18 protein-coding genes are annotated in these 24842 nt (G+C 69.1%); 6 read left to right on the top strand and 12 right to left on the bottom strand.

The features are described 5' to 3' along the window. Positions 1-85 precede the first annotated feature (85 nt). From ung to rhlB, 5 genes are all read right to left on the bottom strand, one after another. Entirely contained in the window at positions 86-814 is a 729-nt protein-coding gene (gene ung, locus GGR71_RS14715) for a uracil-DNA glycosylase (protein ID WP_160957605.1), read from the bottom strand. 28 nt (positions 815-842) lie between these two features. Then, entirely contained in the window at positions 843-1685 is an 843-nt protein-coding gene (locus GGR71_RS14710; RefSeq protein WP_017909425.1) for a response regulator, read from the bottom strand. A 7-nt stretch (positions 1686-1692) separates the two neighbouring features. Further along, a complete protein-coding gene (gene ftsX, locus GGR71_RS14705) occupies positions 1693-2637 on the bottom strand; it encodes a permease-like cell division protein FtsX (protein WP_160957606.1) in 945 nt (314 codons plus the stop codon). After that, positions 2634-3320 (bottom strand): cell division ATP-binding protein FtsE, encoded by a 687-nt coding sequence (gene ftsE / locus GGR71_RS14700; protein WP_017909423.1) that lies wholly within the window; start codon positions 3318-3320, stop codon positions 2634-2636. Before ftsE ends, ftsX begins: the two co-directional genes overlap by 4 nt. A 73-nt stretch (positions 3321-3393) precedes the next feature. Next, positions 3394-5157: an ATP-dependent RNA helicase RhlB gene (gene rhlB, locus GGR71_RS14695; RefSeq protein WP_184452072.1), complete on the bottom strand. Its 1764-nt coding sequence runs from the start codon at positions 5155-5157 to the stop codon at positions 3394-3396. Between the two features lie 202 nt (positions 5158-5359). Here rhlB and trxA point away from each other — a divergent pair, with 202 nt between their 5' ends. The 3 genes from trxA (at position 5360) to GGR71_RS14680 (ending at position 8662) form a co-directional block, all read left to right on the top strand. Next, positions 5360-5701: a thioredoxin TrxA gene (gene trxA, locus GGR71_RS14690; RefSeq protein ID WP_017908556.1), complete on the top strand. Its 342-nt coding sequence runs from the start codon at positions 5360-5362 to the stop codon at positions 5699-5701. A 242-nt stretch (positions 5702-5943) separates the two neighbouring features. Then, positions 5944-7734, top strand: a complete 1791-nt coding sequence (gene rho, locus GGR71_RS14685) for a transcription termination factor Rho (protein WP_160957608.1) — start codon at positions 5944-5946, stop codon at positions 7732-7734. 127 nt (positions 7735-7861) lie between these two features. Beyond that, positions 7862-8662, top strand: a complete 801-nt coding sequence (locus GGR71_RS14680) for a COG4705 family protein (protein ID WP_160957609.1) — start codon at positions 7862-7864, stop codon at positions 8660-8662. A gap of 64 nt (positions 8663-8726) precedes the next feature. Here GGR71_RS14680 and GGR71_RS14675 read toward each other — a convergent pair whose 3' ends face one another. The 3 genes from GGR71_RS14675 to GGR71_RS14665 form a co-directional block, all read right to left on the bottom strand. Beyond that, the gene (locus tag GGR71_RS14675; protein WP_237474246.1) at positions 8727-9620 is read right to left on the bottom strand and encodes an energy transducer TonB; all 894 of its coding nucleotides are present in this window, start codon (positions 9618-9620) and stop codon (positions 8727-8729) included. A gap of 60 nt (positions 9621-9680) precedes the next feature. After that, complete coding sequence (gene aceK, locus GGR71_RS14670; protein ID WP_160957610.1) at positions 9681-11420, bottom strand: bifunctional isocitrate dehydrogenase kinase/phosphatase; 1740 nt, start codon at positions 11418-11420, stop codon at positions 9681-9683. Positions 11421-11550: 130 nt separating this feature from the next. Beyond that, positions 11551-13782, bottom strand: a complete 2232-nt coding sequence (locus tag GGR71_RS14665) for an NADP-dependent isocitrate dehydrogenase (protein ID WP_160957611.1) — start codon at positions 13780-13782, stop codon at positions 11551-11553. A 185-nt stretch (positions 13783-13967) separates the two neighbouring features. On the opposite strand from GGR71_RS14665, the gene GGR71_RS14660 reads away from it, so the two are divergent. Continuing rightward, entirely contained in the window at positions 13968-15662 is a 1695-nt protein-coding gene (locus tag GGR71_RS14660; RefSeq protein WP_160957612.1) for an SWIM zinc finger family protein, read from the top strand. 225 nt (positions 15663-15887) lie between these two features. On the opposite strand, the gene GGR71_RS14655 is transcribed toward GGR71_RS14660, so the two are convergent. The 4 genes from GGR71_RS14655 to GGR71_RS14640 all read right to left on the bottom strand — a co-directional run bounded on the left by GGR71_RS14655 (position 15888) and on the right by GGR71_RS14640 (position 19832). Continuing rightward, positions 15888-16412 (bottom strand): hypothetical protein, encoded by a 525-nt coding sequence (locus GGR71_RS14655; RefSeq protein ID WP_160957613.1) that lies wholly within the window; start codon positions 16410-16412, stop codon positions 15888-15890. Between the two features lie 45 nt (positions 16413-16457). Next, complete coding sequence (locus GGR71_RS14650; RefSeq protein WP_160957614.1) at positions 16458-16751, bottom strand: LysM peptidoglycan-binding domain-containing protein; 294 nt, start codon at positions 16749-16751, stop codon at positions 16458-16460. Between the two features lie 420 nt (positions 16752-17171). Further along, positions 17172-17990, bottom strand: a complete 819-nt coding sequence (gene queF / locus GGR71_RS14645; protein ID WP_184452070.1) for an NADPH-dependent 7-cyano-7-deazaguanine reductase QueF — start codon at positions 17988-17990, stop codon at positions 17172-17174. A gap of 537 nt (positions 17991-18527) precedes the next feature. Further along, positions 18528-19832: a M20 family metallopeptidase gene (locus tag GGR71_RS14640; RefSeq protein WP_160957616.1), complete on the bottom strand. Its 1305-nt coding sequence runs from the start codon at positions 19830-19832 to the stop codon at positions 18528-18530. 285 nt (positions 19833-20117) lie between these two features. Between GGR71_RS14640 and GGR71_RS14635 the strand changes: the two genes are divergently transcribed. Both GGR71_RS14635 and GGR71_RS14630 read left to right on the top strand, forming a co-directional pair. Then, positions 20118-21362: an efflux RND transporter periplasmic adaptor subunit gene (locus GGR71_RS14635; RefSeq protein ID WP_160957617.1), complete on the top strand. Its 1245-nt coding sequence runs from the start codon at positions 20118-20120 to the stop codon at positions 21360-21362. A 194-nt stretch (positions 21363-21556) separates the two neighbouring features. Continuing rightward, positions 21557-24784 (top strand): efflux RND transporter permease subunit, encoded by a 3228-nt coding sequence (locus tag GGR71_RS14630; protein ID WP_160957618.1) that lies wholly within the window; start codon positions 21557-21559, stop codon positions 24782-24784. The last annotated feature ends 58 nt before the right edge of the window (positions 24785-24842 follow it).

Genomic DNA, 24842 nt, shown 5'->3' with positions numbered 1-24842 from the left:
CCCGTTCTCTGACCCCCAAAGTAGCAGCGGGTTCGCGAAAATGGCGTCCACGCCAGGCGACAGCGGCACCCCATCCAACCGCGGTTCAGGCGCCGCGCACCGCTTCCAGTTCCGCGCGCGGCGGCAGACTCCAGTCGATGGGGGCGGCGCCCCGGCGCTTCAAGTACTCATTGGCCGCGGAGAAATGCTTGCAGCCGAGGAAGCCGCGGTGCGCCGACAGCGGCGAGGGGTGCGGCGCCTTGAGCACGCGGTGACGGCGGGTGTCGATGACCTTGCCCTTGGCCTGGGCGTAGCTGCCCCAGAGCAGGAACACCAGCCCTTCGCGCTCGCGATTGAGGGTTTCCACGACATGGTCGGTGAAGCCCTCCCAGCCCTTGCCCTGGTGCGCACCGGCGCGGCCTTCCTCCACCGTCAGCACCGCATTGAGCAGCAGCACGCCGCGCTGCGCCCACGGCAGCAGGCAGCCGTGGTCGGGACGGCGGATGCCCAGGTCGTCCTCGATCTCCTTGTAGATGTTCAGCAGCGACGGCGGCACCGGCACCCCGGGCAGCACCGAGAAGCACAGCCCGTGCGCCTGGCCGTAGCCGTGGTAGGGGTCCTGGCCGAGGATCACCACCTCCACCCGCTCGAACGGGGTGGCATCGAAGGCGGCGAAGATCTGCCGCCCCGGCGGGAACACCCGCGCGCCGGCGGCCTTGCGCTGGCGCAGGAACGTGGCCAGTTCGCGCATCTCCGGGCGCAGCAGCCAGTCGCCGACCTGCGCCTTCCACGACGGCTCCAACTGGATCCGGCTTTCGTCTTCGTTGTTGCTCATTGCTTCCTGGCTCGGGACATCACATCGGTCAGAAGGTCACGGCGATCTCGTCGAGCCGGGCCAGGCGCAACTGGAACAGCACCTTGGTGACCAGCAGCCGCTCTTCGATCGGTTTCTGCACCAGGTCGTTGGCACCGGCGCGCAGCAGCTCGGACTGGGTGTGCGGGTTGCTGTCGCCGGTCATCACCAGCACCGGCATGCGCCGCTTACCGTAGGCGAAATCGACGCGGATGCGCTGGACCACGTCGCGGCCGTTGAGCTCGCCCTTCAGGGTGACGTCGGTCAGCACCAGGTCGATGCGGCGGGTGGTGCGGCCCAGCGACTCGGCGGTGAGCAGCGCGAACGCGTCCTCGGCACTGAGCACGTGCACCACGTGCAGCTGCTGGCGTTCGAGCATGCGCTTGGTGGCCTCGGCCACCACCCGGCTGTCCTCGACGTAGAGGACGGTGGCGCCGGCCACCGGCTGCGGCTGCACATAGCCACGGATGAAGGTGGCCAGCGCCTCATGGCCGAGCGCCTTGTCGAAATAGTCGGTGACGTACTCGGTGAAGCGGCGCTCGACCAGGTGCTGCTGGGCGTCGCCGGAGACCACGATCACCGGCACGTAGGCCTGGCCGGCGGCCTCGCGCACGCTGCGCGCCAGGGTCAGGCCGTCGCCGTCGGGCAGCCCCAGCGAGGTGGTGACCAGATCGACCGGACCGGCCTCCAGCGCGGCGCGCGCCTCGGCGATGCTGGCGCAGCCGACCACGGTCACGTCGGGCAGTTCGCGGTGCAGCACGTCGGCGATCAGCTTGCGCACCAGCTTGGAGCCATCGACCACCATCACCCGGGGGGCGGCGCTGATCAGATGCTTGAGCTCGTGCCCGGCCATGTGCGCCTCAGGTGTCGGTGGGCCGCGTCTGGCGCAGGAAGTGGCCTGTCACCAGCCAGGCGCCGAGCCAGCCCAGCAGCAGGGTGCCGAGCAGGACGAAGCCGGCATGCAGCGCGTCCAGCCCATGCAGCACGAAATGGCTGCCGTAGCTGTCGGCCAGCGCCGCCAGCGGCTGGCCCAGGGCCATCCCCGAGGCGGCGAGCAGGCCCAGCGCCAGCACCCCGGCGCCGAAACCGTACCAGGCGCCCAGGTACAGGAACGGGCGGCGGATGAAGCCGTCGCTGGCGCCGAGCAGCTGCAGCACGCCGATCTCCTCGCGCCGCGACTGGATGTCCAGGCGCACGGTGTTGCCGACCACCAGCACCGCGCCGGCGCCGAGCAGCAGCGACAGCACCTGCACCAGGCGTTCGCCGAAATGCAGCCAGCCGTCCAGGCGTTTGCGCCACAGCGCGTCGTGCTGGACCAGATCGGCCTGCGGCAGCGCAGTCAGCGCGGTCGCCAGCGGCGTGTCGTCGGCCGCGGCCGGGGTGACGATCAGCAGCGTCGGCAGCGGGTTGTCCTGCAGCGCGTCCAGCGCCTCGCCGAGGCCGGCGCTGTCGCGCAGCTCGGCCATGCCCTCGGCGGGCGTGCGCAGCTTGACCGCGGCCACGTCGGCGCGGCCGCGCAGGGTCTGCGCCAGCGTCTGCGCCGCGGCGGCGTCGACGTCGGTCTTCAGGAACACGTTGATGTCGCGCGACTGCTGCACGCTGCCGGCGAACTGCTTGAGGTTGTCCAGGGCGATCGACAGGCCCAGCGGCAGGGTCAGCGCCAGCGCCATCACCGCCATGGTCAGCAACGTGGCCCACGGCTTGCGCATGGCGCGGCCAAGGCTGTAGACGATGCTGTGCAGGTGGTGGTCCCACCACACGCCCAGCCGCGAGGGCGCCGCGGCGCCGGCGTTGCGTGCGCTCATTCGGCCAGGTCCTGCGGGGAGATGTCGTCGATCAGGCGGCCGTGGTCCAGGATCAGCACGCGCTTGCGCATCTGCTTGAGCAGCGCCAGATCATGGCTGACCACCAGCACGCTGGTGCCGCGCGCCGGCAGTTCGGCGAACAGTTGCATGATTTCCGCGGCCAGGGTCGGGTCGAGGTTGCCGGTGGGCTCGTCGGCGACCAGCAACCGCGGCTCGCCGACCATCGCCCGGGCGATGCCCACGCGCTGCTGCTCGCCGGCCGACAGCTGCGACGGCAGCGCCTTCTCGCGGTGGCCCAGGCCCATGCGCTCGAGCACCGAGCGCACGCGCTTGCCGATCTCGGCACGGCGGGTGCCGCGCAGGATCAGCGGCAGCGCCACGTTCTCGGCGATGCTGCGGTCGGTGAGCAGGCGGTGGTCCTGGTAGACCGCGCCGACCTCGCGCCGGTGCAGCGGCACGCGGCGGCCGCGCACCTTCAGCAGGTTGCGCTCGCCGAACAGCACGGCGCCGCGCGAGGGCCGCTCGCTCAGGTGGATCAGCTTGAGCAGGGTGCTCTTGCCCGCACCGGAATGGCCGGTGACGAACAGCATCTCGCCCTCCTCGACCTCGAAGCTGACGTCCACCAGCGCCGCGTGGCCGCCGGCGTACTGTTTGCTGACATTGTCGAACCGCAGAACGCTCATCCGGCGATTATGCCGGAGCGGCCCGGGTGTTCGTCCACCGCGCGCGTCGCACGCGGCGGACGGCCGGTCCGGATCAGGAGCTGGAGACCAGCGAGCGCAGCTTGCGGCCCAGGCGGGTCAGGAACGAATCGTTCTTCGCCGCCGCACCGCGATCGGCCTGGCGCGCAGCCTTGACCGGGGTGGCCACGACCTGCACCGGCTTGGCCGGGGCCGGGGCCGCGGTCGCCGGCGCAGCGCTGCCGTTGCCGGCCTGTGCGGCCTCGGCGCCTTCCAGCGGACGCCCGCCGCGACGGCGACGGCGCTTGCGCGGCGCACGCTCGCCCTCGACCGCCGGCACGGCGCCCTCGGCCAGCGCAGCACGCGGCGGCTTGGGAGCGGGCGCCGGCGCGGCGGCGGTCGGCGCGCTGCCGTCCGCGGCCGCGGTGCCGGCATCGGCCGGACGCGGCGTGCGCGGACGCCGCGGCTTGCCGTCGGCGCTGCGCGACTCGCCACGGCCGCCCGGGCCGCTGCGGCCGCCGCCGGGCTTGCCGCGCCCGCCGCCACGCCGCTGTTCGTCGGCCTCACGCTGGGCGCGGGCCTCACGGAAGATCTCGCCGATGCTCTCCTCGCCATCGGCCTCGGCGGCCTCGCCCTCCACCGGCGCGCGCGGGGTGCGCGGCAGCGCCACCAGCAGCTCGGCGGTGACCGGCTCGACCGGGATCTTCTGCTCGATGTAGGCCTCGATGTCCGGCAGGCTCATCGCGTAGCGCTCGCAGGCGAAGCTGATCGCGTCGCCCTCCTCGCCCAGCCGCGCGGTGCGGCCGATGCGATGCACGTAATCCTCGGCGTCGAACGGCAGGTCGTAGTTGTAGACGTACTTGACCCCGTCGATGTGCAGACCGCGCGCGGCCACGTCGGTGGCCACCAGGATCTCCAGCTGGCCCTTCTGGAAGCGGTTGAGCAGGGTCTCGCGCTTCTTCTGCGGCACGTCGCCGGACAGCACGCCGACCCGGTAGCCGTTGCGCTCCAGCGCGCGCGCCACGCGCTCGACGAACGCCTTGGTGTTGACGAACACCATGGTGCGCGCGCCCTCGCTGCGCGACAGCAGGCCCAGCAGCAGGGTCAGCTTCTCCTCGTCGGAGGGGAAGTAGATGCGCTGGCGCACCCGTGCGGCAGTGATGCTCTCGGTCTCGACCACGAGCTTTTCCGGCTCGTTCATGTGCTCGTAGGCCAGTTCCAGCACGCGGTGGCTGAGGGTGGCCGAGAACAGCAGGGTCTGGCGGGTGCCGCGCTCGGGCATGCGCCGCAGCAGGAAGCGGATGTCCTTGATGAAGCCCAGGTCGAACATGCGGTCGGCTTCGTCGAGCACGCAGATCTCGCAGGCGTGCAGCGACACCACCTTGTGCTGCTTGACGTAGTCGATCAGGCGGCCGGGGGTGGCGATGATCACGTCCACGCCCTGCTGCAGCAGTTCGCGTTGCTTGTCGTAGTCCACGCCGCCGTAGACCAGGGCGAAGCGCAGCCCCAGCTCGGAGCCGAACTTCACCGCGTCCTTGTGGATCTGGATCGCCAGTTCGCGGGTCGGGGCCAGGATCAGCGCGCGCGGATCCTCGGGCTTGCGATCGGCCAGCGCCGGGCGGCTGAGCAGGCGGTTCATCACCGCCACCAGGAACGCCAGGGTCTTGCCGGTGCCGGTCTGGGCCTGGCCGGCCACGTCGCGGCCCGGAAGGGCCACCGGCAGGGTCAGCGCCTGGATCGGGGTACAGCGGGTGAAGCCGGCGCTTTCGAGGCCTGCGAGCAGCGCGGGCTGCAGTTCGAACGCGGAAAAAGTCACATCGGTCAGCGGTTTGTCGCTCATCATTCCATCTTCGTGAGGCCACCCCGCCCGAAGCGTAAGGTCGCGGCTTGCATCGGTCCCGGCAGCGTCGCACACTGGCGTCTTCCATGCCGGGTCGCGCGACAGGGGGAATCCCTTGAGTTCGCCGCGCAATGCCCCAGTTTACCGCAATGCGGCGGCCACCCGGTCCGGCCAGTCGCATTGGCCCAGGAGAACCCCCAAAGTGAGCGACAAGGTCCTTTACGTCGGCGACGCCGATTTCGATGCCACGGTGCTGCAGTCCGACGAGCCGGTCCTGGTGGACTTCTGGGCCGAGTGGTGCGGCCCGTGCAAGATGATCGCGCCGGTGCTGGACGACCTCGCCGACGCCTACGACGGCCGCCTGAAGGTCGCCAAGGTCAACGTGGACGAGAACCGCGCCACCGCGATCAAGTACCACGTGCGCTCGATCCCGATGCTGCTGCTGTTCAAGAACGGCCAGATCCAGGCCACCCAGATCGGCGCGGTCGGCAAGGGCCAGCTGACCCAGATGATCGACAAGACCCTGGGCGGCAGCGCCGCCTGACGCCCGCTGCCGGCGTCCGCTCCGCAACCGGGGCGGCGCCGCGGCACCCAGGCCGGCGCTGCATCGCCGGCGGCTGAATCGCCCACGAACGCCTGCTTGCCGTGCTTGCGTGGCGGTGATAGTGTCGATGCATCCGGTGGCATTCGCACACCGCACCCCCTCTGGAAGATTCTCTCCCAGACCTCCTCCCAACCCCGTATGCCCCCACGCTGGGCGCTCGCACTCTTAGCGAGGAACACCACTTGTCCGATCACACCATGTCCGAACCCGGGAGCGCCGACGCCCCCGCCGAGAAGCGCGTGCGCAAGCCGCGCGTCAGCAAGGCCGCGAGCGGCGCGGAAGGCGCCGCCGAGCACGGCGCGCCGGCGCAGCCGAACTTGCCGCTGAATCCCGCGCCCGCCCAGGCCGAAGCGCCGCGCGCCGCAGCGCCGGAGTCGGCCCCGGCCCCGGCCGCGAGCGGCGGCCAGCCCCACGGCGGCGGCGACGCGCCGGCCCACCAGGGCGGCAGCGGCCAGGCGTCCGAAGGCGGCGAGCCGCGCGAAGGCCGTGAGCCGCGCGACGGCGGCAACAACAACCGCTTCAACAATCAGAACCAGAACAACCAGAACAACCAGCAGGGCAACCGCCGCGATCGCTTCCGCAATCGCCGCGACCGCGACCGCAACCAGCGCGGCGGCGACCGCTTCCAGGACAACGGCCTGCCCAGCGACAACGGCGGCAACGAACCGTTCGTGCCGCGCCCGCACGCCAGCGTGCCGGAAGGCTTCCCGATCTACTCGCTGAGCGACCTGAAGAAGATGCCGGCGCAGAAGCTGCTGGACATCGCCGAGCAGCTCAACATCCAGGACGGCGTGGCCCGCGCGCGCAAGCAGGACGTGATCTTCGCCCTGCTGAAGGTGCTGACCCGCCACGGCGAAGGCGTCGCCGCCGACGGCGTGCTGGAAATCCTGCCGGACGGCTTCGGCTTCCTGCGCGCGGCCGAAGCCAGCTACCTGGCCGGCCCGGACGATACCTACATCTCGCCCAGCCAGATCCGCCGCTTCAACCTGCGCACCGGCGACCACCTGTCCGGCCGCATCCGCTTCCCGAAGGACGGCGAGCGCTACTTCGCGCTGTCGATCGTCGACACCATCAACGGCGAGCCGCTGGAAGCGAGCAAGAACAAGGTCTTGTTCGAGAACCTGACCGCGCTGTTCCCGCGCAAGCGCTTCACCCTGGAGCGCGGCAACGGCTCCTCGGAAGACATCTCCGGCCGCATCCTCGACCTGATGGCGCCGCAGGGCAAGGGTCAGCGCGCGCTGATCGTGTCCCCGCCCAAGGCCGGCAAGACCATGCTGATGCAGCAGGTGGCCACGGCGATCACCACCAACCATCCGGACGTGCACCTGATCGTGCTGCTGATCGACGAGCGCCCGGAAGAAGTGACCGAAATGCAGCGCACCGTGCGCGGCGAGGTCATCTCCTCGACCTTCGACGAGCCGGCCGCGCGCCACGTGCAGGTCGCCGAAATGGTGATCGAGCGCGCCAAGCGCCTGGTCGAGCACAAGAAGGACGTGGTGATCCTGCTCGACTCGATCACCCGCCTGGCTCGCGCCTACAACAACGTGGTGCCGTCCTCCGGCAAGGTGCTCAGCGGCGGCGTCGACGCCAACGCCCTGCATCGCCCGAAGCGCTTCTTCGGCGCGGCGCGCAACGTCGAGGAAGGCGGCTCGCTGACCATCATCGCCACTGCGCTGGTGGAGACCGGCAGCAAGATGGACGAGGTGATCTACGAAGAGTTCAAGGGCACCGGCAACAGCGAAGTGCACCTGAACCGCCGTATCGCCGAGAAGCGCGTCTATCCGGCGATCGACATCAACCGCTCCGGCACCCGCCGCGAGGACCTGCTGATCGAGCCGGAACTGCTGCAGAAGATCTGGATCCTGCGCAAGCTGCTGCATCCGATGGACGAGATCGCGGCGATGGAGTTCCTGCTGGACAAGATGAAGAACACCAAGTCCAACGACGAGTTCTTCGGTTCGATGAAGCGCTGAGTCCAGGCGCTGATTCGACCGCAACGCCCCGCCTCGGCGGGGCGTTCGCGTTTGTGGCGGCGGCGCTGGGCTGCCTGCGCTTCACTGACACAGGGTCCGACGGTCTTTCGACGTGGGCGCGGGTGAGATGGGCGCCATTCGCTCCGCTGCGTCCGTCGCCATGCCAGCCAATGCCACTCCCGCCATCAGCAAGGTCGCCCCGGTCACCCTCGGCTTCTGGGTGATGAAGATCTGCGCCACCACCCTGGGCGAAACCGGCGGCGATCTGCTGTCGATGACCCTGGACGTCGGCTATGCGCTGAGCAGCGTGCTGCTGCTCGCGGTGTTCCTGGTTTCGCTGTGGGCGCAGCTGCGCGCGCGGCAGTTCCAGCCGTGGCGGTACTGGTGGGTGATCCTGACCACCAGCACCGCCGGCACCACGCTGTCGGACTACATGGACCGCAGCCTGGGCCTGGGCTACGCGCAGGGCGCGCTGCTGCTGGTCAGCCTGCTGGCCGCGGTGCTGTCGAGCTGGTGGCTGTGCGAACGCAGCCTGTCGGTCGAACGGATCGGCAGCGGCCGCGCCGAGGTCTTCTACTGGCTGGCGATCCTGGTCTCGAACACGCTGGGCACCGCGCTGGGCGATTACCTGGCCGACAGTTCGGGGCTGGGCTTCGCCGGCGGCGCGCTGCTGATCGCGGCGCTGCTGGCGGCGATCGCCCTGGCCTACGCATTCACGGGGGTCTCGCGCACGGCGCTGTTCTGGGCGGCGTTCGTGCTGACCCGACCGTTCGGCGCCACGCTCGGCGATCTGCTGAGCAAGCCGGCCGGCAAAGGCGGCCTGGATCTGGGCACCGTGGGCGCGTCGCTGCTGTTGGCCGGGCTGTTGCTGGCGGTGCTGGTCGCCTCGACCCGGCGCCGCAACGGCGATCGCCGCGCGGCGCGCTAGCGTCGGCCAGCCGCCGACGCGGGCACCCTGGCCGTCGCTGCGGTCAGGCGTACGCCTTCGAAGCTCAGCTGCCCTGCAGCGGCGTCAGCAGGCGCGGGCCGGCGCCGTCGGCCATGTACACGCCACCGGCCGGCAACAGGTCCGGCGAGAAGCCGGTCGCGTCCTCGCCGGTGATCCAGGGCGCGCGCTGGCGCGGGCCGGGCACGTAACTGGTCCAGCGGCCATAGGACGATGGCGCGCCCTGGGGAATATCGTCGCGCAGCGCGTAGTCCACCGGCACGCGCACGGTCCAGTAAGGCGCCTCCACGTCCTTGCCTTCGCTCGGCGTGCGGAAGGTCCATTTGCGGGCCGCGCCGAGCGCGCTCTTGCCCAGCACGTCGCGCAATTGCTGCATCTGCCGCTCGGACGCCACCACGCGCAGGTTGACCTGCTCCACCGCGGCATCGGCGACGCGGCCATCGCGGCCCACCTTGAGCACCAGGTACGCCGAGCCCGCGGCACCCACGCTGTAGGCCGCTTCCGGATAGGCCGGCGGCTTCATCTGAATCGAAGTGACCACGCTGCGATCCTTGGGATCGTAGTGGCTGAAATCGGCGCCGCGGATCTCGACCTGGTAGTCGTCGCCCTGCAGGCGCTTGGCGATCAGGCGCAGGGTCATCGGCGCGCGCGCCGGCACCGGCTTGCCATCGCGCATGCCCGGCGCGAACGTCCACTGCATCACGCTGCTGCGGACGAAGTCGACCACGCCCTTGGGCAGGCGCTCCTGCCGATCCAGCGCCAGCGCCGACACCTTGCCGCTGGGCTCGATGTCGATGGTGCCGCTCACCAGCATGCTGCTTTCGATCTGCTTGCGTACCGCGCCAGGTCCGACCCCGTCGGCAGCCACGGCGGCGAACGCCAGCAGCAGCGAGACCATGGCGCTCCAGCGCCACCACGAACGGAGGGATCGACGGTGCATCGCGCAGTCCTTGCTTGAGATGAGGCGCCGATTACAGCGCACTGTCGGCCGGGCGGCAACTCAGGCCAGGCGCAGCGCATCCGGGTAAGGCGGCGCGTCCGGATAGTCGTCCTCGCGCAGCCGCGTCTGCAGGTCGCGCCACCACTGCGGATCGAATAGCTCGCCGTGCGCGTGACGCACCGCCTCCAGCGAGGCGGCCGGCAGGCCCATGAACATCGCGAAGCGCGCCGGGAACACGTCGCGCGGGGCGACGTGGAACCAGGGTTCGGCGGACATCGCCTCTTCCTCGTTGCGCGGCTGCGGCCAGTCGCGGAAGGTGCAGTCGGTGACAAGACACAACTCGTCGTAGTCGTAGAACACCGCGCGGCCCTGTCGCGACACGCCGAAGTTCTTCAGCAGCATGTCGCCGGGGAAGATGTTGTTGCGGGCCATGTCCTTGATCGCCTGCGCGTAGTCCAGCGCGGCCTCGCGCGCGGCCTCGGCGCCCTGCTCGCGCAGGTACAGGTTCAGCGGGCGCAGGCGCCGCTGCACGTAGCACAGCTCGACGATCAGGTCGTCGCCGTCCTCGCGCAGGCTGCGCGCGCAGCCCTCCATCAGTTCCTGCAGCAGCGCCGGCGCAAAGCGCGCACGCGGGAAGCGCAGCGAGCGGTACGGCTGCGCGTCGAGCAGGCGACCGACGCGATCGAGGTTGAACACCAACGCGTACTTCTCTTCGACCTCCTCGCGGCTCATCGTCTTGGGATAGGCGAAGCGATCGCGGATCAGCTTGAACACCAGCGGATAGCTGGGCAGGGTGAACACCGCCATGACCATGCCCGGCGTGCCCTCGGCGTGCACCAGCTGTTCGTTGGGATGCGCCTGGAAATGCCGGAAGAAGGTGCGGAAGCGCTCGGTCTTGCCCTGCTTGGCGCGGCCGAGCATGGTGTACAGCTCGTCGATCGGCTTGTGCGGCAGCAGGCTGCGCAGGAACACCACGGCATCGCCGACGGTGGCCAGGTCGGCCTGGAAATAGCTGCGCGAGATGCCGAACAATTGCGCCACGTCGTTGCGCCTGGTCAGCACCGCTTCGGCGCGCAGGCCCTGCTCGTCGTTGACCAGGGCGATCACGCACGGCGAGAAGCGGTGCTCGCCGAACACACGACCGATCAGGTAGGCGCGGCGCTCGCGGTAGAACACCGTCTCCAGCAGTTCGATGCCGCGCACCGGGTTCTCGCCCCAGTGGGCCAGATCGTCCTGCAGCCGCACCGCGATGGCCGCCGCGCAGCGCGTGCGGTGCGCGTACGGCACGTCGAACCGGTAGTCGCCGAGCACGCGCACGAACGCATCCACCGGCCGTGCCTCGGACACCACGTAGTTGTGCCGCGCCACCGGATGGGTGATGGCGTCGGTGGGCTCGATGTCCAGCGCGACGAACTCGATCTGCGCATCCACGCCCTGGGTGCGGAAGAAGCGCCGGGTCAGGGTGTTGTAGAAGGTCTTGTACAGCTCCTGGTCGATCAGCGCGGCGATCAGTTCGGCATAGTGGTCGCGCGCACGGATCCACAGCGCGCGGTCGTGCGCCTGGCCGAGCAGCACCGCGCGCAGGCGCAGCATGCACTCGGCGATGCACTGGTCGTACAGGGCGATGCGCTCGATCGCATCCTCGCGCGCCGCGCTCCAGTCGCGCGCCTCGAAGCGCTGGCGCGCACGCGAAGAAATCTGCGCGAAGCGCGCGTGGTAGTCCTCGAACGCCTCGAAGACGATGCGGCCGATGACCTGGGCACGGCGTTCGGACGGCAGCGGCAGCGGCGTGGACGGCATGCCCGCAGTGTACCCAGGCCGGGCCGCCGCGCGCATCGACGACGCTGTCCGACCGAACGCGCATCCTCGCCGCCCAAACACAAAGGGCCGCCCCGAAGGGCGGCCCTTGCGTCACATCCAGTCCGAGCGATCAGGCATTCAACGTCGCCAGCGCGTCGTTGAGCGTCTTGCTCGGCCGCATCGCCTTGCCGATCAGCTCCAGGTTCGGGCGGTAATAGCCCTGGATGTCGACCGGCTGGCCCTGCACGCCGTTGAGCTCGGCGACGATGGTCGCTTCCTGTTCGGTCAGTTGCTTGGCCAGGGGGGCGAAGCGCGCCTTCAGCGTGGCGTCCTCGTCCTGCGCGGCCAGTGCCTGCGCCCAGTACAGGGCCAGGTAGAAGTGGCTGCCGCGGTTGTCCAGCCCGCCGACCTTGCGCGAGGGCGACTTGTCGTTGTCCAGGAACTGGCCGTTGGCTTGGTCCAGGGTGCGCGCCAGCACGCCGATGGCGGCGTTGTGGTGGCGCTGGCCCAGATGCTCCAGCGAGGCGGCCAGGGCCAGGAACTCGCCCAGCGAATCCCAGCGCAGGTAGTTCTCTTCGACGAACTGCTGCACGTGCTTGGGCGCCGAGCCGCCGGCGCCGGTCTCGAACAGGCCGCCGCCGGCCATTAGCGGCACGATCGACAGCATCTTGGCGCTGGTGCCCAGCTCCATGATCGGGAACAGGTCGGTGAGGTAGTCGCGCAGCACGTTGCCGGTGACCGAGATGGTGTCCTCGCCCTTGCGGATGCGCTGCAGCGAGAACGCGGTGGCCTCTACCGGCGGCAGGATGCGGATGTCCAGGCCGTTGAGGTCGTGATCCTGCAGGTAGCGCTCCACCTTCTGGATCATCAGTGCATCGTGGGCGCGCTGCGGATCCAGCCAGAACACCGCCGGGGTGGCGCTCAGGCGCGCGCGCTCGACCGCCAGCTTGACCCAGTCCTGGATCGGCGCGTCCTTGGTCTGGCACATGCGCCAGATGTCGCCGGCTTCCACCGCATGCTCCAGCAGCACCGTGCCGCCGGCATCGGTGACGCGCACGGTGCCGTCGGTGGCGATCTGGAAGGTCTTGTCGTGGGAACCGTATTCCTCGGCCTTCTGCGCCATGAGTCCGACGTTGGGCACGCTGCCCATGGTCGCCGGGTCGAACGCACCGTGCAGCTTGCAGTCCTCGATCACCGCCTGGTACACGCCGGCGTAGCAGCGGTCGGGGATCACCGCCTTGGTGTCCTGCAGCTTGCCCTCGGCGTTCCACATCTTGCCGGAGTCGCGGATCATCGCCGGCATCGACGCATCGACGATCACGTCGCTGGGCACGTGCAGGTTGGTGATGCCCTTGTCGGAATTGACCATCGCCAGCGCGGGACGCTGCGCGTACAGCGCCTGCAGGTCGGCCTCGATCGGCGCACGCTGCGCCTCCGGCAGGCTGGCAATGCGCGCGTACAGATCGCCGATGCCGTTGTTTGCATCGAAGCCCACCTGCTTGAGCGTGGCGGCATGCTTGTCCAGCACGTCGCGGTAGAACGCCTCGACCACCACGCCGAACATGATGGGGTCGGAGACCTTCATCATCGTCGCCTTCAGGTGCAGCGAGAACAGCACGCCCTGCTGCTTGGCATCGGCGATCTGCGCCTGCACGAAGGCGGCCAGCGCGCGCTTGCTCATCACCGCCGCGTCGATGATCTCGCCGGCCTGCACCGCGGTCCTCTCCTTCAGCACCGCCACCGTGCCGTCCTTGCCGACCAGCTCGATCTTGACGTTGCCGGCCTGCGCAATCAGCGCCGAGCGCTCGCTGCCGTAGAAATCACCGGCGTCCATGTGCGCCACATGCGACTTGGACTCGGCGCTCCACGCGCCCATGCGGTGCGGATGCTTGCGCGCGTAGTTCTTCACCGAGGCCGGGGCGCGGCGATCGGAATTGCCCTCGCGCAGCACCGGATTGACCGCGCTGCCCTTGACCTTGTCGTAGCGCGCCTTGGCGTCCTTTTCTTTTTCGTCCTTCGGCTCGTCCACGTAGTCCGGCAGCGCATAGCCCTGCTGCTGCAGTTCCTTGATCGCGGCCTTGAGCTGCGGCACCGAGGCGCTGATGTTGGGCAGCTTGATGATGTTGGCTTCGGGCGTGGTCGCCAGCTGGCCCAGCTCGGCCAGGTCGTCGGCAATGCGCTGGTCCTCGCGCAAGTACTCGGGGAACTGCGAGATCAGGCGGCCGGCCAGCGAAATGTCGCGGGTTTCCACGGCGATGCCGGCGGTGCCGGCGAATGCGGCGACGATCGGCAGCAGCGACTGCGTCGCCAGGTACGGGGCTTCATCGGTGAGCGTGTACAGGATCTTGGGCGTATTCGACATGACGCGACGGATGACCTCTGGCAGGGGAAATAGGCAGCACCGACAGTACGGCGGCGTATTGTTTCTTGTAGGTTTCGCGATGCCGCCAAACGGCGGGACATCGGCCGTCCATTGTCGCGTGTCTGCCGGCTGCGGGCAAAGCGCGGGGCGCATCATGCTCGGCGCAGCGGTTCTAAAATGCGCCGATGACCGCCTTCTCACCCGCACGGATCGATCGGCGCATGCTGCTGGCGATCACCGAAATCGGCCACTACCAACGCGGCCTCGCCTATGCCGAGGACGAGCGCGTGATCCTGCTCGCCGCGACCAGGCATACCGTGGAAGCCGATGTCGCCGGCAGCGAGGTCTACCGCGTGCGTCTTCAGTGGCGCGACGACACTCTGCACGGGGAATGCGACTGCCCGATCGGCATGCGGGGGGAGTTCTGCAAGCACCAGGTGGCGACTGCGCTGGTCTGGGCACGCAAGGCTACCGATGATTGCGCGCCGTCTGGCAACGGCGCAACGCCAATGCACGCCTCGGAACAGAGGCTGCGGCAATGGCTGTCCGAACAGACGCCACAGATGCTGCAAGCACTGCTGCTGGACGCCGCCGCATACGACCCGGCGTTGCACGAGCGGCTCCTGAGCCAGGCACAACTGGCCAGTGCGTCGCCCCAGGACTGGCGCAAGGCAGTGTCGTCGCTGATCGGGCGCAAGCGCTTCAGGCACGACTACGACAGCATCGACTACGCCAGACGCCTGCACCCACTCAACACCCTGCTCGAACAGGCCCGGCAACGCGACCCGGAGGCCGCCCTCGACCTGCACGAATACGCCTTCAACCGTCTGCTGGCGATCTACGCGGACAGCGACGATTCAAGCGGCCGCATCGGCGAGCGCCTGCGCGCGCTGGCGCAGTTGCATCCGCAGTTCGTGCGCAGCGCCAATCCGCGCAATCTGGCGAAGCGCCTGTTCGACCTGCGCATGCGCGATCAGTGGGGCCTGCTGCTGCCGCTGCGCGACTACGCCACGCTGCTGGGTCCTTCGGGTATCGCCTCCCTGGAACACCACACCCTGCATGCGCTGGGCGACGCCGATGCGCGTGACCACAGCGTGCGCGTGGCCGCCGAAGCGCTGCTCGAAGAGATCGCGCACTGCGGCGGCGACGTGCAGCGCATGCTGGACTGGTTCGCCCAGCGCTGCAGCAGCAGCTGGAGCTACCTGGAGATGGCGCGGCGCTGCGCCGAACACGGCCGCGCGCGGCAGGCCATCGAATGGCTCGAACGCGGCGTCAAGGCCCATCCTGACCAACCACATCTGCTCGCCGCGCTCGCGGACGCTTACATGCGCGAGGGTTTTCCCGAGGACGCACTGCAACTGCGCTGGAACGCCTACTTCCTGCAGCCGTTCGAGGAGACGTATCTGGCCCTGCGCGACGCGGCGCAAACGCTCGGGTGCTGGGAACAATGGCGCGAACGCGCCCTGCAGGCGCTGGATGGCGGCACCTCCCGCAACCCGGCCAACGCGCGCGACCTGCGCATCGTCCTGCTGCTCGCCGAAGGGCAGGCGCAACGCGCTCTGGATCTGGCGCGAGACCACCTGCACACCCTTGCCCACGGCACCCTCGACTGCCTGCTGCCGCAGGCCGAGCCGCTCGAGCCAGCCACAGCCTTGACCATCTGCGACAGCTTGATCGAAACCGCCATCACGCAGACCAACCCCCGGAGCTACCTGACGGCGATCGACCTGCTGCAGACGCGGCAGCGGCTGTGCCATACCCTGGGCGACGCGGCAGGTTTCGTCGCTTATTGCGACCGCCTGCGCCAGCGTTACCACCACAAATGCACCTTCCTCGAACTGCTGGACGCGCACCTGTCGCCGGCGGCCGGAAAGCGCTGAGCGAATTGAGAATCAAGGGATCTGTGTCCAAGCCCAAACCTCGCGATCAACCGTATCGCGTCGGGATTGAAGTCCCTCCCACAAGGAGCCAGTCCAACCACGACACAAGCGCTCGACCCCCATCAGAGCGCACAAAAAAGGCGCAGCCTCGCGGCTGCGCCAGCGTGTCGTACGTACCGGGAGAGAGGCGGCACGTACGACCCGTGACCGGGGCTCAGCCCTGGATCACTTCACCTCGAACGTCTGCGGCGTGCCCGCCGCCTGGCCGTTCACGGTGACCTCGGCCTTGTACTGGCCGGCCGGCCAGCCCTTGGGATTGGTGAACTCGAAATTGGTGGTGTCGGCGCCGCTGGTGTTGAGCGTTTCGGTGCGCTCGCCGGCGGTCTGACCATCCTGGAACACCAGCTTGGCGCCAACATTGGCATTGGTGGCCGAGCCCTCGGTCTTCACCGAGACGATGATCTTGTCCTTGCTGGCGAGCGTGGTCAGCGGTGCGACCGATTTGTCCGCCGCCGCGGTGTTGCCGACGGCCACGGCAGCGACGTTCACGGCATTGGCGCCGGCTGCCGCTGGCGCCTGCTGCTCCGCCGGTGCGGCAGCCGGACCCGGCATCTGCTCGGTCGGCGCGGACGACGTAGGATCGGGCGACACGGTCTGCTGCTGCTCCTGCTTCTTGCAGCCGGCCAGCGCGAGGGTGCCGACCAAGGCGATCAGCAACGGCGAGAACGAGGACATCGAGCGGGTTTTCATCGGGACGGGACTCCTGTCGAAATGGCGAGAGTGGCACTGGACGCGTCAGGCGCCGGCAGGCAGCTTGAGCGTCTGACCGGGGTAGATCTTGTCGGGGTCGACGAGCACATCGCGGTTGGCCTCGAAGATGCGCGTCCAGGCGTTGCCGTCGCCGTAATGCAACTTGGCGATCTTGGACAGCGAATCGCCGGGCTTGACTATGTACACCTGCTGGACCTGCTCGGCCGTGCTGTCGACCTTGCTCTGTACGGCAGAGAAATCCGCCTTTTGCACGACGTCGGCAGTGGTGTCCACCTTGGCGGTGACCGCCGAGAAATCGGCGCGCTTGTCGCTGTTCATCGCGTGGCTCCGTGCGTGATGGGACGCGACCACGGTGTCACAGGATTTGTTAAAAAAGGATCGCCCGGCCGTGAACTGCGCAACTGCGGTTCAGCGTGCCGCACGCATCGAACGCGGCGACATGGACATCGTTCGAACCGTCGGGACATGCGCGCGGCCCCGGCGTTTCGAGCACGCTGCAACCGCCGATCGCAGGCGAAGAACCACGCACGCTGACGGCACCGCACCATCGCGATATCGGCGCGCCTGTCTGGGCGACTACCGGGCGAGCCCCGGTCTCCCGTGCAGGTGTCGACGGCAGCGCTGCTCTTCGGGGTCGCTCCTTGTGGGAGGGACTTCGGTTCCGACCGCAGTGCGGTCGGACGCACCGACGATGCCGCGCGTCGCGGCTGATTTTGCAATCGAGGTTTTAGAGATTCCCTACTGGCGCAGATCGCGCAGGAAGCTCAGCGGCTCGGCCACGTCCGCGGTGGCGCGCCAGGGATTGATGTCCAGGCCGCCGCGGCGGGTGTAGCGCGCCTCCACCTGCAGCGACTGCGGGCGGCAGCGCGTCATCAGGTCGTGGAAGATGCGCTCGACGCACTGCTCGTGGAAACCAGCGTGCTCGCGGAAGCTGATCAGGTAGCGCAGCAGGCCTTCACGATCGATGCGGCCACCGCGGTAGCGCACGTGCAGCGAGGCCCAGTCCGGCTGGCCGGTGACCGGGCAGTTGGACTTGAGCAAGGCGCTGGTGAGGGTTTCCTCGACCACGTCGCCATCGGCGGCGGACAGGAAGTCCGGACGCGGCGGACCGTAGCAGTCGATGGCGATGTCCAGCGCATCCAGCGACTCGCCCTCGCCCACCGTATCCATCGGCGGCAGCCCGAATTCCATCGCCACGTCGGCACCGGCGCGCGCCGACAGGTCGGTGACGATGCAACTGCGCAGCGCCTCGGCGCTGTTGAAGCGCATCGCATTGAGCGAGTTGAGATAGAGCTTGAGCGACTTGGATTCGATCAGGTTGGGCGAGGCGCACGGCACCTGCAGGGTCGCGGTGGCGACACAGGGCTTGCCCTGCGCATCGAGCCAGCTCAGTTCGTAGGCATGCCAGCGGTCCAGGCCGAAGAACGGCAGCGCCGCGGGGTCGAGGCCGATCTCGGTACGCGCCGCGGCGCGCGGGATGGGAAACAGCAGCGCGGGATCGTACTGCGACGGGTAGGCGACCTCGCGGCCGAGGCTGGAATCCTGGGGGGTGTTCATGCCGTCAGTGTAGCGGCCGGGGTCTGGCTGGGAGGTGTATGGGGCGGGGAGTGGGGATTCGGGATTGGCAGAAGCAAAACGGGCTTGCTTGTGTCGAGGTGCTTGCGTCGGTTCGGTGCTTCGCGCGTCGCGACTGAAGCCGCTCCCACAGTGTGCGGTGCCCAGGCTGGCGCTTGTGGCTGCGGCTCTTGCTCTTCTTTCGGTCCGCCGAGGCTTCAATGGGAAAGGCCCGTCGCGGCTGAAGCCGCTCCTACAGCTGCAGGGCGCGCAGCAGGCGCGATGGGGGTGGGGAGGGATCGTCCCCAACCGCTGCCCAAGCAGCGCCTCAGGGTTGCATGCGTCGCGACTGAAGTCGCTCCTGCAAGGGCGATTGAGTGCGGCTGTTGTAGGAGTGGCTTCAGCCGCGACAGCCTTCCCGGTAAGGCCCGTCGTGGCTGAAACCGCTCCTACGGATGTCCATCCATGCCGGACCTATGAGCGATTCTGTCCAGGTCGATACAGCACCGCTCTGACGAATCCCCAATCCCTACTCCCCAATCACTGCTTCAAGTAGTCCAACGTCACCTCCAGCATCGCCCGCAGGCCGACATCCAGGGCGGTCTCGTCGAGCAGGAACTGCGGCGAGTGGTTGCTGGGCGCGGTCGCCGGGTCGATGCCGGGGGCGGTGGCGCCGACGAAGAAGAACATCGACGGCACCTGCTGCGCGTAGAACGAGAAATCCTCCGCGCCCATCTGCAGCGGCGGTTCGTAGACGTTGCCGGCGCCGACCACCGCCTGCAGGCTGGGCAGCATGCGCGCGGTCAGCGCCGGGTCGTTGATCGTGGCCGGGTTGCCGTCCTGGTCGGGCACGTGCGCTTCGGCCTTGGCGCCATGGGCGGCGGCGGTGTGTTCGGCCACGGTCCTGAGGTCGGCGAAGATCTGCTGGCGCATGCCCTCGTCGAAGGTGCGGATGGTGCCGACCATCTCCACGTCGTCGGGAATGATGTTGTAGCGGATGCCGCCCTTGATCGCGCCGAAGCTGAGCACCGCCGGCTGCTTGGACAGGTTGGCGCGGCGACTGATCACCGTCTGCGCGGCGCCGATCAGGTCGGCGCTGGTCACGATCGGGTCGATGCCGTTCCATGGTGCCGAGCCGTGGGTCTGGCGGCCGATCACCTTGATGCTGAAGCGGTCCGAGGCGGCCATCAGCGGGCCGCCGCGCACGGCGATCTTTCCGGCCTGGACGCTGGAGAACACGTGCAGGCCGAACATCGCCTGCGGCTTGAAGTCGCGGAACAGGCCTTCCTTGAGCATCAGCGAGGCACCGCCTTCCTCGTTGCCCGGCGCGCCCTCCTCCGAGGGCTGGAACACCAGCATGACCTCGCCCGGCAACTGCGCGCGCATCGCCACCAGGGCCTCGGCGACGCCGAGCAGGATCGCGGTGTGCGCGTCGTGGCCGCAGGCGTGCATCACCCCCACGGTTTCGCCGCGGTACTCGGCGGTGGCCTTGGAGGCGAACGGCAGGCCGGTCTGCTCGGTCACCGGCAGCGCGTCCATGTCCGCGCGCAGGGCGATCTTCGGTCCCGGCAGCGCGCCTTTGACGATCGCCACCACGCCGTGGTGGGCGATGCCGGTCTGCGGCTTCAGGCCCAGCGCGCGCAGCCGCTCGGCGACCTTGGCGGCGGTGCGCTCCTCGCGGTTGGACAGCTCCGGGTGCTGGTGGAAGTCGCGCCGCCACTCCACCACCTTGGCCTGCAGCTTGGCCGCGGCGGCGGTCACCTCCGGGCGCTCGGCGCTCTGCGCCCAGGCCAGGGCGGGGACGGCGAACAGCATCGCGGACAGCAGGCGGGACAGGCGCGGCATGGCAAGGCTCCAGGTCGGGACGCAACGGGCGTTCAGTCAATGTAGTGCATCGGCGGCCTGGCAGGGGACCCGGTGGATCCCGCTGCGGGGAAAAAACCCTTGCGAATCCGTGTCAACCGATGCGGCCCCGGTGCGTTGCGAGACCGTGTGATCGGCCCCGCACACGCGCGGCTCTGTCCCTTCAGTCATGGTCCAATCGCAACGCGCCGGCGATATGCTTCCTCGCTCGTCACCAGCCACTGCGGGAGGGCCCTCCACCCCGCCTCGCCACAGGAGTTTCCCCGGATGTCGCGTTTCTGGAAAATTGCGCTGCTGATCCTCGCAGCGGTGGCCGTGGTGGTGGTGGGCACGCGCTTCATGCGTGGCGGCGGGCATCACAAGGGCGGCGGTGCCGGCGACGGCATGGGCGAGGATGGCGACAACACGCCGGTGCCGGTGACGGTGGTCGCCGCGACCAGCCAGACGGTCCCGATCTATGCCACCGCCACCGGCACGGTGACCGCGCTGAGCACCGTCACCGTCAGCCCGCAGGTCGGCGGACAGCTGATGAGCCTGAACTTCCGCGAAGGCCAGGAAGTGAAGAAGGGCGAACTGCTGGCGCAGATCGACCCGCGTTCGCTGCAGGCCAGCTACGACCAGGCCGCGGCGAGCAAGCGCCAAAACCAGGCGCTGCTGGCCACCGCGCGCTCCACCTTCCAGCGCTCCGACTCGCCAGCCTACCGCCAGTACGTGGCCAAGACCGACCTGGACACCCAGCGCAACCAGGTGGCGCAGTACGAGGCGGCGGTCGCCGCCAACGACGCGCAGATGCGCGCGGCGCAGGTGCAACTGCAGTACACCCGCATCCTCGCCCCCAGCGACGGCATCGCCGGCATCCGCGGGGTGGACGTGGGCAACATCGTCAGCACCAGCAGCACCATCGTCACCATCACCCAGGTGCACCCGATCTACGTGACCTTCAACCTGCCCGAGATCCAGCTGCAGGACGTGCGCCAGGCGCAGGCCACGGCGCCGTTGCCGGTGGCCGCGCTGGACCGCACCGATGCGCATCCGATCGCCAGCGACGGCCAGGTCGACGTGATCGACAACCAGATCAGTGCCGACACCGGCACCTTCAAGGTCCGCGCGGTATTCCCGAACGACGACCGCGCGTTGTGGCCGGGCCAGTTCGTCAACGTACGCCTGACCCTGCGCACCGTGGCCGACGGCGTGGTGGTGCCGACCCAGGCGGTGCAGCGCGGCCCCAACGGCGACTACGTGTACGTGGTGCAGGCCGACAACACGGTCAAGATGCAGACGGTCAAGCAGGGCGCGGAAGTGGGCGACAGCCATGTGCAACTGACCGAAGGCCTGAAGGCCGGCGAGCGGGTGGTCACCGAAGGCCAGTTCCGGCTCAAGCCCGGCACCAAGGTGACCGCGCTGAAGCCGGGCGAGGCGCCGCCGGAGCCGACCGAGGCCGAGCTGAAGGCCGCCGAAGGCAAGCAGCAGCAGCGCAGCGGTGGGCGCCGCGGCGGCGGCGGGCCGCGCTGAGCGCGCTGCGCCAGCAGGCGACGGCGGCCGTGCAGCGCCCGTGTGGCCGGCACGCAGCCGGTCGCCTGCAGGCGGTGGCGTCCCGGCCCGCCCGCGTCGCGGTCGCGGTGCAGGACCACGGCCGCCGCTGATTCCGCCGTCTTTCCCGGCGCCGGCCTGGCCGCGCCGGACTCTCACCAGCAAGGATCTTCCCCGTGGGCTTTTCGACGATCTTCATCCGCCGCCCGATCGCCACCACCTTGCTGATGGCAGGCGTGCTGCTGCTCGGCATCCTCGGCTACCGGCAGTTGCCGGTGTCGGCGCTGCCGGAAATCGACGCGCCCAGCCTGGTGGTGACCACGCAGTACCCCGGCGCCAACGCCAGCACCATGGCCTCGCTGGTGACCACGCCGCTGGAACGGCAGCTCGGGCAGATCTCCGGGCTGCAAATGATGACCTCCGACTCGTCGGCGGGCCTGTCCACCATCGTGCTGCAGTTCGCGATGGACCGCGACATCGACATCGCCGCGCAGGACGTGCAGGCGGCGATCCGCCAGGCCACCCTGCCCTCGTCGCTGCCCTACCAGCCGGTCTACAACCGGGTGAACCCGGCCGACGCGGCGATCCTCACCCTCAAGCTCAGTTCCGACACGCTGCCGCTGCGCGACGTCAACAACTACGCCGACTCGATCCTGGCCCAGCGCCTGTCGCAGGTGCCGGGCGTGGGCCTGGTGTCGATCGCCGGCAACGTGCGCCCGGCGGTGCGCATCCAGGTCAATCCGGCGCAGCTGTCGAACATGGGCCTGACCATGGAGGCGCTGCGCAGCGCCCTCACCCAGACCAACGTCAACGCACCGAAGGGCTCGCTCAACGGCAAGACCCAGTCCTACAGCATCGGCACCAACGACCAGCTGTCCAGCGCGGCCGAGTACCGCGACACCGTGATCAGCTACAAGAACGGCGCGCCGGTGCGGCTGTCGGACGTGGCCAAGGTGGTGGACGGGGTGGAGAACGACCAGCTCGCCGCCTGGGCCGACGGCAAGCCGGCGGTGCTGCTGGAAGTGCGCCGCCAGCCCGGCGCCAACATCGTGCAGACGGTGGAGCAGATCCGCGCGATCCTGCCGCAGCTGCAGGGCGTGTTGCCGGCCGGCGTGCACCTGGACGTGTTCTCCGACCGCACCGAGACCATCCGCGCCTCGGTGCACGAGGTCAAGTTCACCCTGATCCTGACCATCGGCCTGGTGGTGGCGGTGATCTTCGTGTTCCTGCGCCGGCTGTGGGCCACGGTGATCCCGTCGGTGGCGGTGCCGCTGTCGCTGGCCGGCACCTTCGCGGTGATGGCCTTCGCCGGCATGTCGCTGGACAACCTGTCGCTGATGGCGCTGGTGGTGGCCACCGGCTTCGTGGTCGACGATGCGATCGTGATGATCGAGAACATCGTGCGCTACATCGAACAGGGCAAGAGCGGTCGCGAGGCGGCGGAGATCGGCGCACGCCAGATCGGCTTCACCGTGCTGTCGCTGACCGTGTCGCTGGTGGCGGTGTTCCTGCCGCTGATCCTGATGCCCGGCGTCACCGGCCGCCTGTTCCACGAGTTCGCCTGGGTGCTGAGCATCGCGGTGGTGATCTCGATGCTGGTGTCGCTGACGCTCACCCCGATGATGTGCGCCTACCTGCTCAAGCCCGACGCCCTGCCCGAGGGCGAGGACGCGCACGAACGCACCGCGGCGGCCGGCAAGACCACACTGTGGTCGCGCACCGTGGGCGTGTACGAGCGCAGCCTGGACTGGGTGCTGGGCCACCAGAAGCTGACCCTGCTGGTGGCGCTGGCGACCATGGTGCTGACCGTGCTGCTGTACGTGGTGATCCCCAAGGGCCTGCTGCCCGAGCAGGACACCGGGCTGATCACCGGCGTGGTCCAGGCCGACCAGAACGTGGCGTTCCCGCAGATGGAGCAGCGCACCCAGGCGGTGGCCGAGGCGCTGCGACGCGACCCGGCGGTGACCGGCGTGGCCGCCTTCATCGGCGCCGGCTCGATGAACCCCACCCTCAACCAGGGCCAGCTCAGCATCGTGCTGAAGGCGCGCAGCGACCGCGACAGCCTGGAAGAGGTGATGCCGCGGCTGCAGAAGGCGGTGGCCGGGCTGCCCGGCGTGGCGCTGTACCTGAAGCCGGTGCAGGACGTGACCCTGGACACCCGCGTGGCCGCCACCGAGTACCAGTACTCGCTCTCGGACGTGGATAGCGCCGAGCTGGCGACCCAGGCCACGCGCCTGACCGAGGCGCTGCGCCAGCGCCCGGAACTGGCCGACGTGGACAACAATCTGGCCAACCAGGGCCGTGCCCTGGAACTGCACGTGGACCGCGAGAAGGCCAGCACCCTCGGCGTGCCGATGCAGACCATCGACGACACGCTGTACGACGCCTTCGGCCAGCGCCAGATCTCCACCATCTTCACCCAGCTCAACCAGTACCGCGTGGTGCTGGAAGTGGCGCCGGAGTTCCGCACCAGCACCGCGCTGCTCAACCAGTTGGCGGTGGCCAGCAACGGCAGCGGCGCGCTGACCGCCAGCAACGCCACCAGCTTCGGCCAGACCACCTCCAGCAACTCCTCCACCGCCACCGGCATCGGCGCGCAGAACACCGGCATCACCGTCGGCAGCGGCGGCACCGTGCCGCTGGCGGCGGTGGCGGAGGCCAAGCAGTCGACCACGCCGCTGGTGGTCAGCCACCAGCAGCAGCTGCCGGCGGTGACCGTGTCGTTCAACCTGGCGCAGGGCTACTCGCTGTCGCAGGCGGTGGCGGCGATCGAGGAAACCCGCGCGCAGCTGCAACTGCCGCCGCAGCTGCATGCCGAGTTCATCGGCAAGGCCGCCGAGTTCACCGGCAGCCAGACCGACGTGGTGTGGCTGCTGCTGGCCTCGGTGGTGCTGATCTACATCGTGCTGGGCGTGCTATACGAGAGCTACATCCACCCGCTGACGATCATCTCCACGCTGCCGCCGGCCGGCGTCGGCGCGCTGCTGGCGCTGATGCTGTGCGGGCTGAGCCTGTCGGTGGACGGCATCGTCGGCATCGTGCTGCTGATCGGCATCGTCAAGAAGAACGCGATCATGATGATCGACTTCGCGATCGACGCGCGCCGCGAGGGCGCCAGTGCCCACGACGCGATCCGCCGCGCCTGCCTGCTGCGCTTCCGCCCGATCATGATGACCACCGCCGCGGCGATGCTCGGCGCGCTGCCGCTGGCGCTGGGCGACGGCATCGGCTCGGAGTTGCGCCGGCCGCTGGGCATCTCCATCGTCGGCGGCCTGCTGCTGTCGCAACTGGTCACCCTGTACACCACGCCGGTGATCTACCTGTACATGGAACGCGCTTCCGAGCGTGTGCGCAGCTGGCGCGAGCAGCGTGCGGCGCGGGTGTCGATGGAGCGGCCGGCATGAGGGGGTTGAGAAGCCGGGACTCGGGACCCGGGACCCGGGACCCGCAAAGCGGGCTCCG

The organism is Xanthomonas sp. F1, from assembly GCF_014199855.1.
This window is presented reverse-complemented; position numbering and strand designations above follow the sequence as displayed.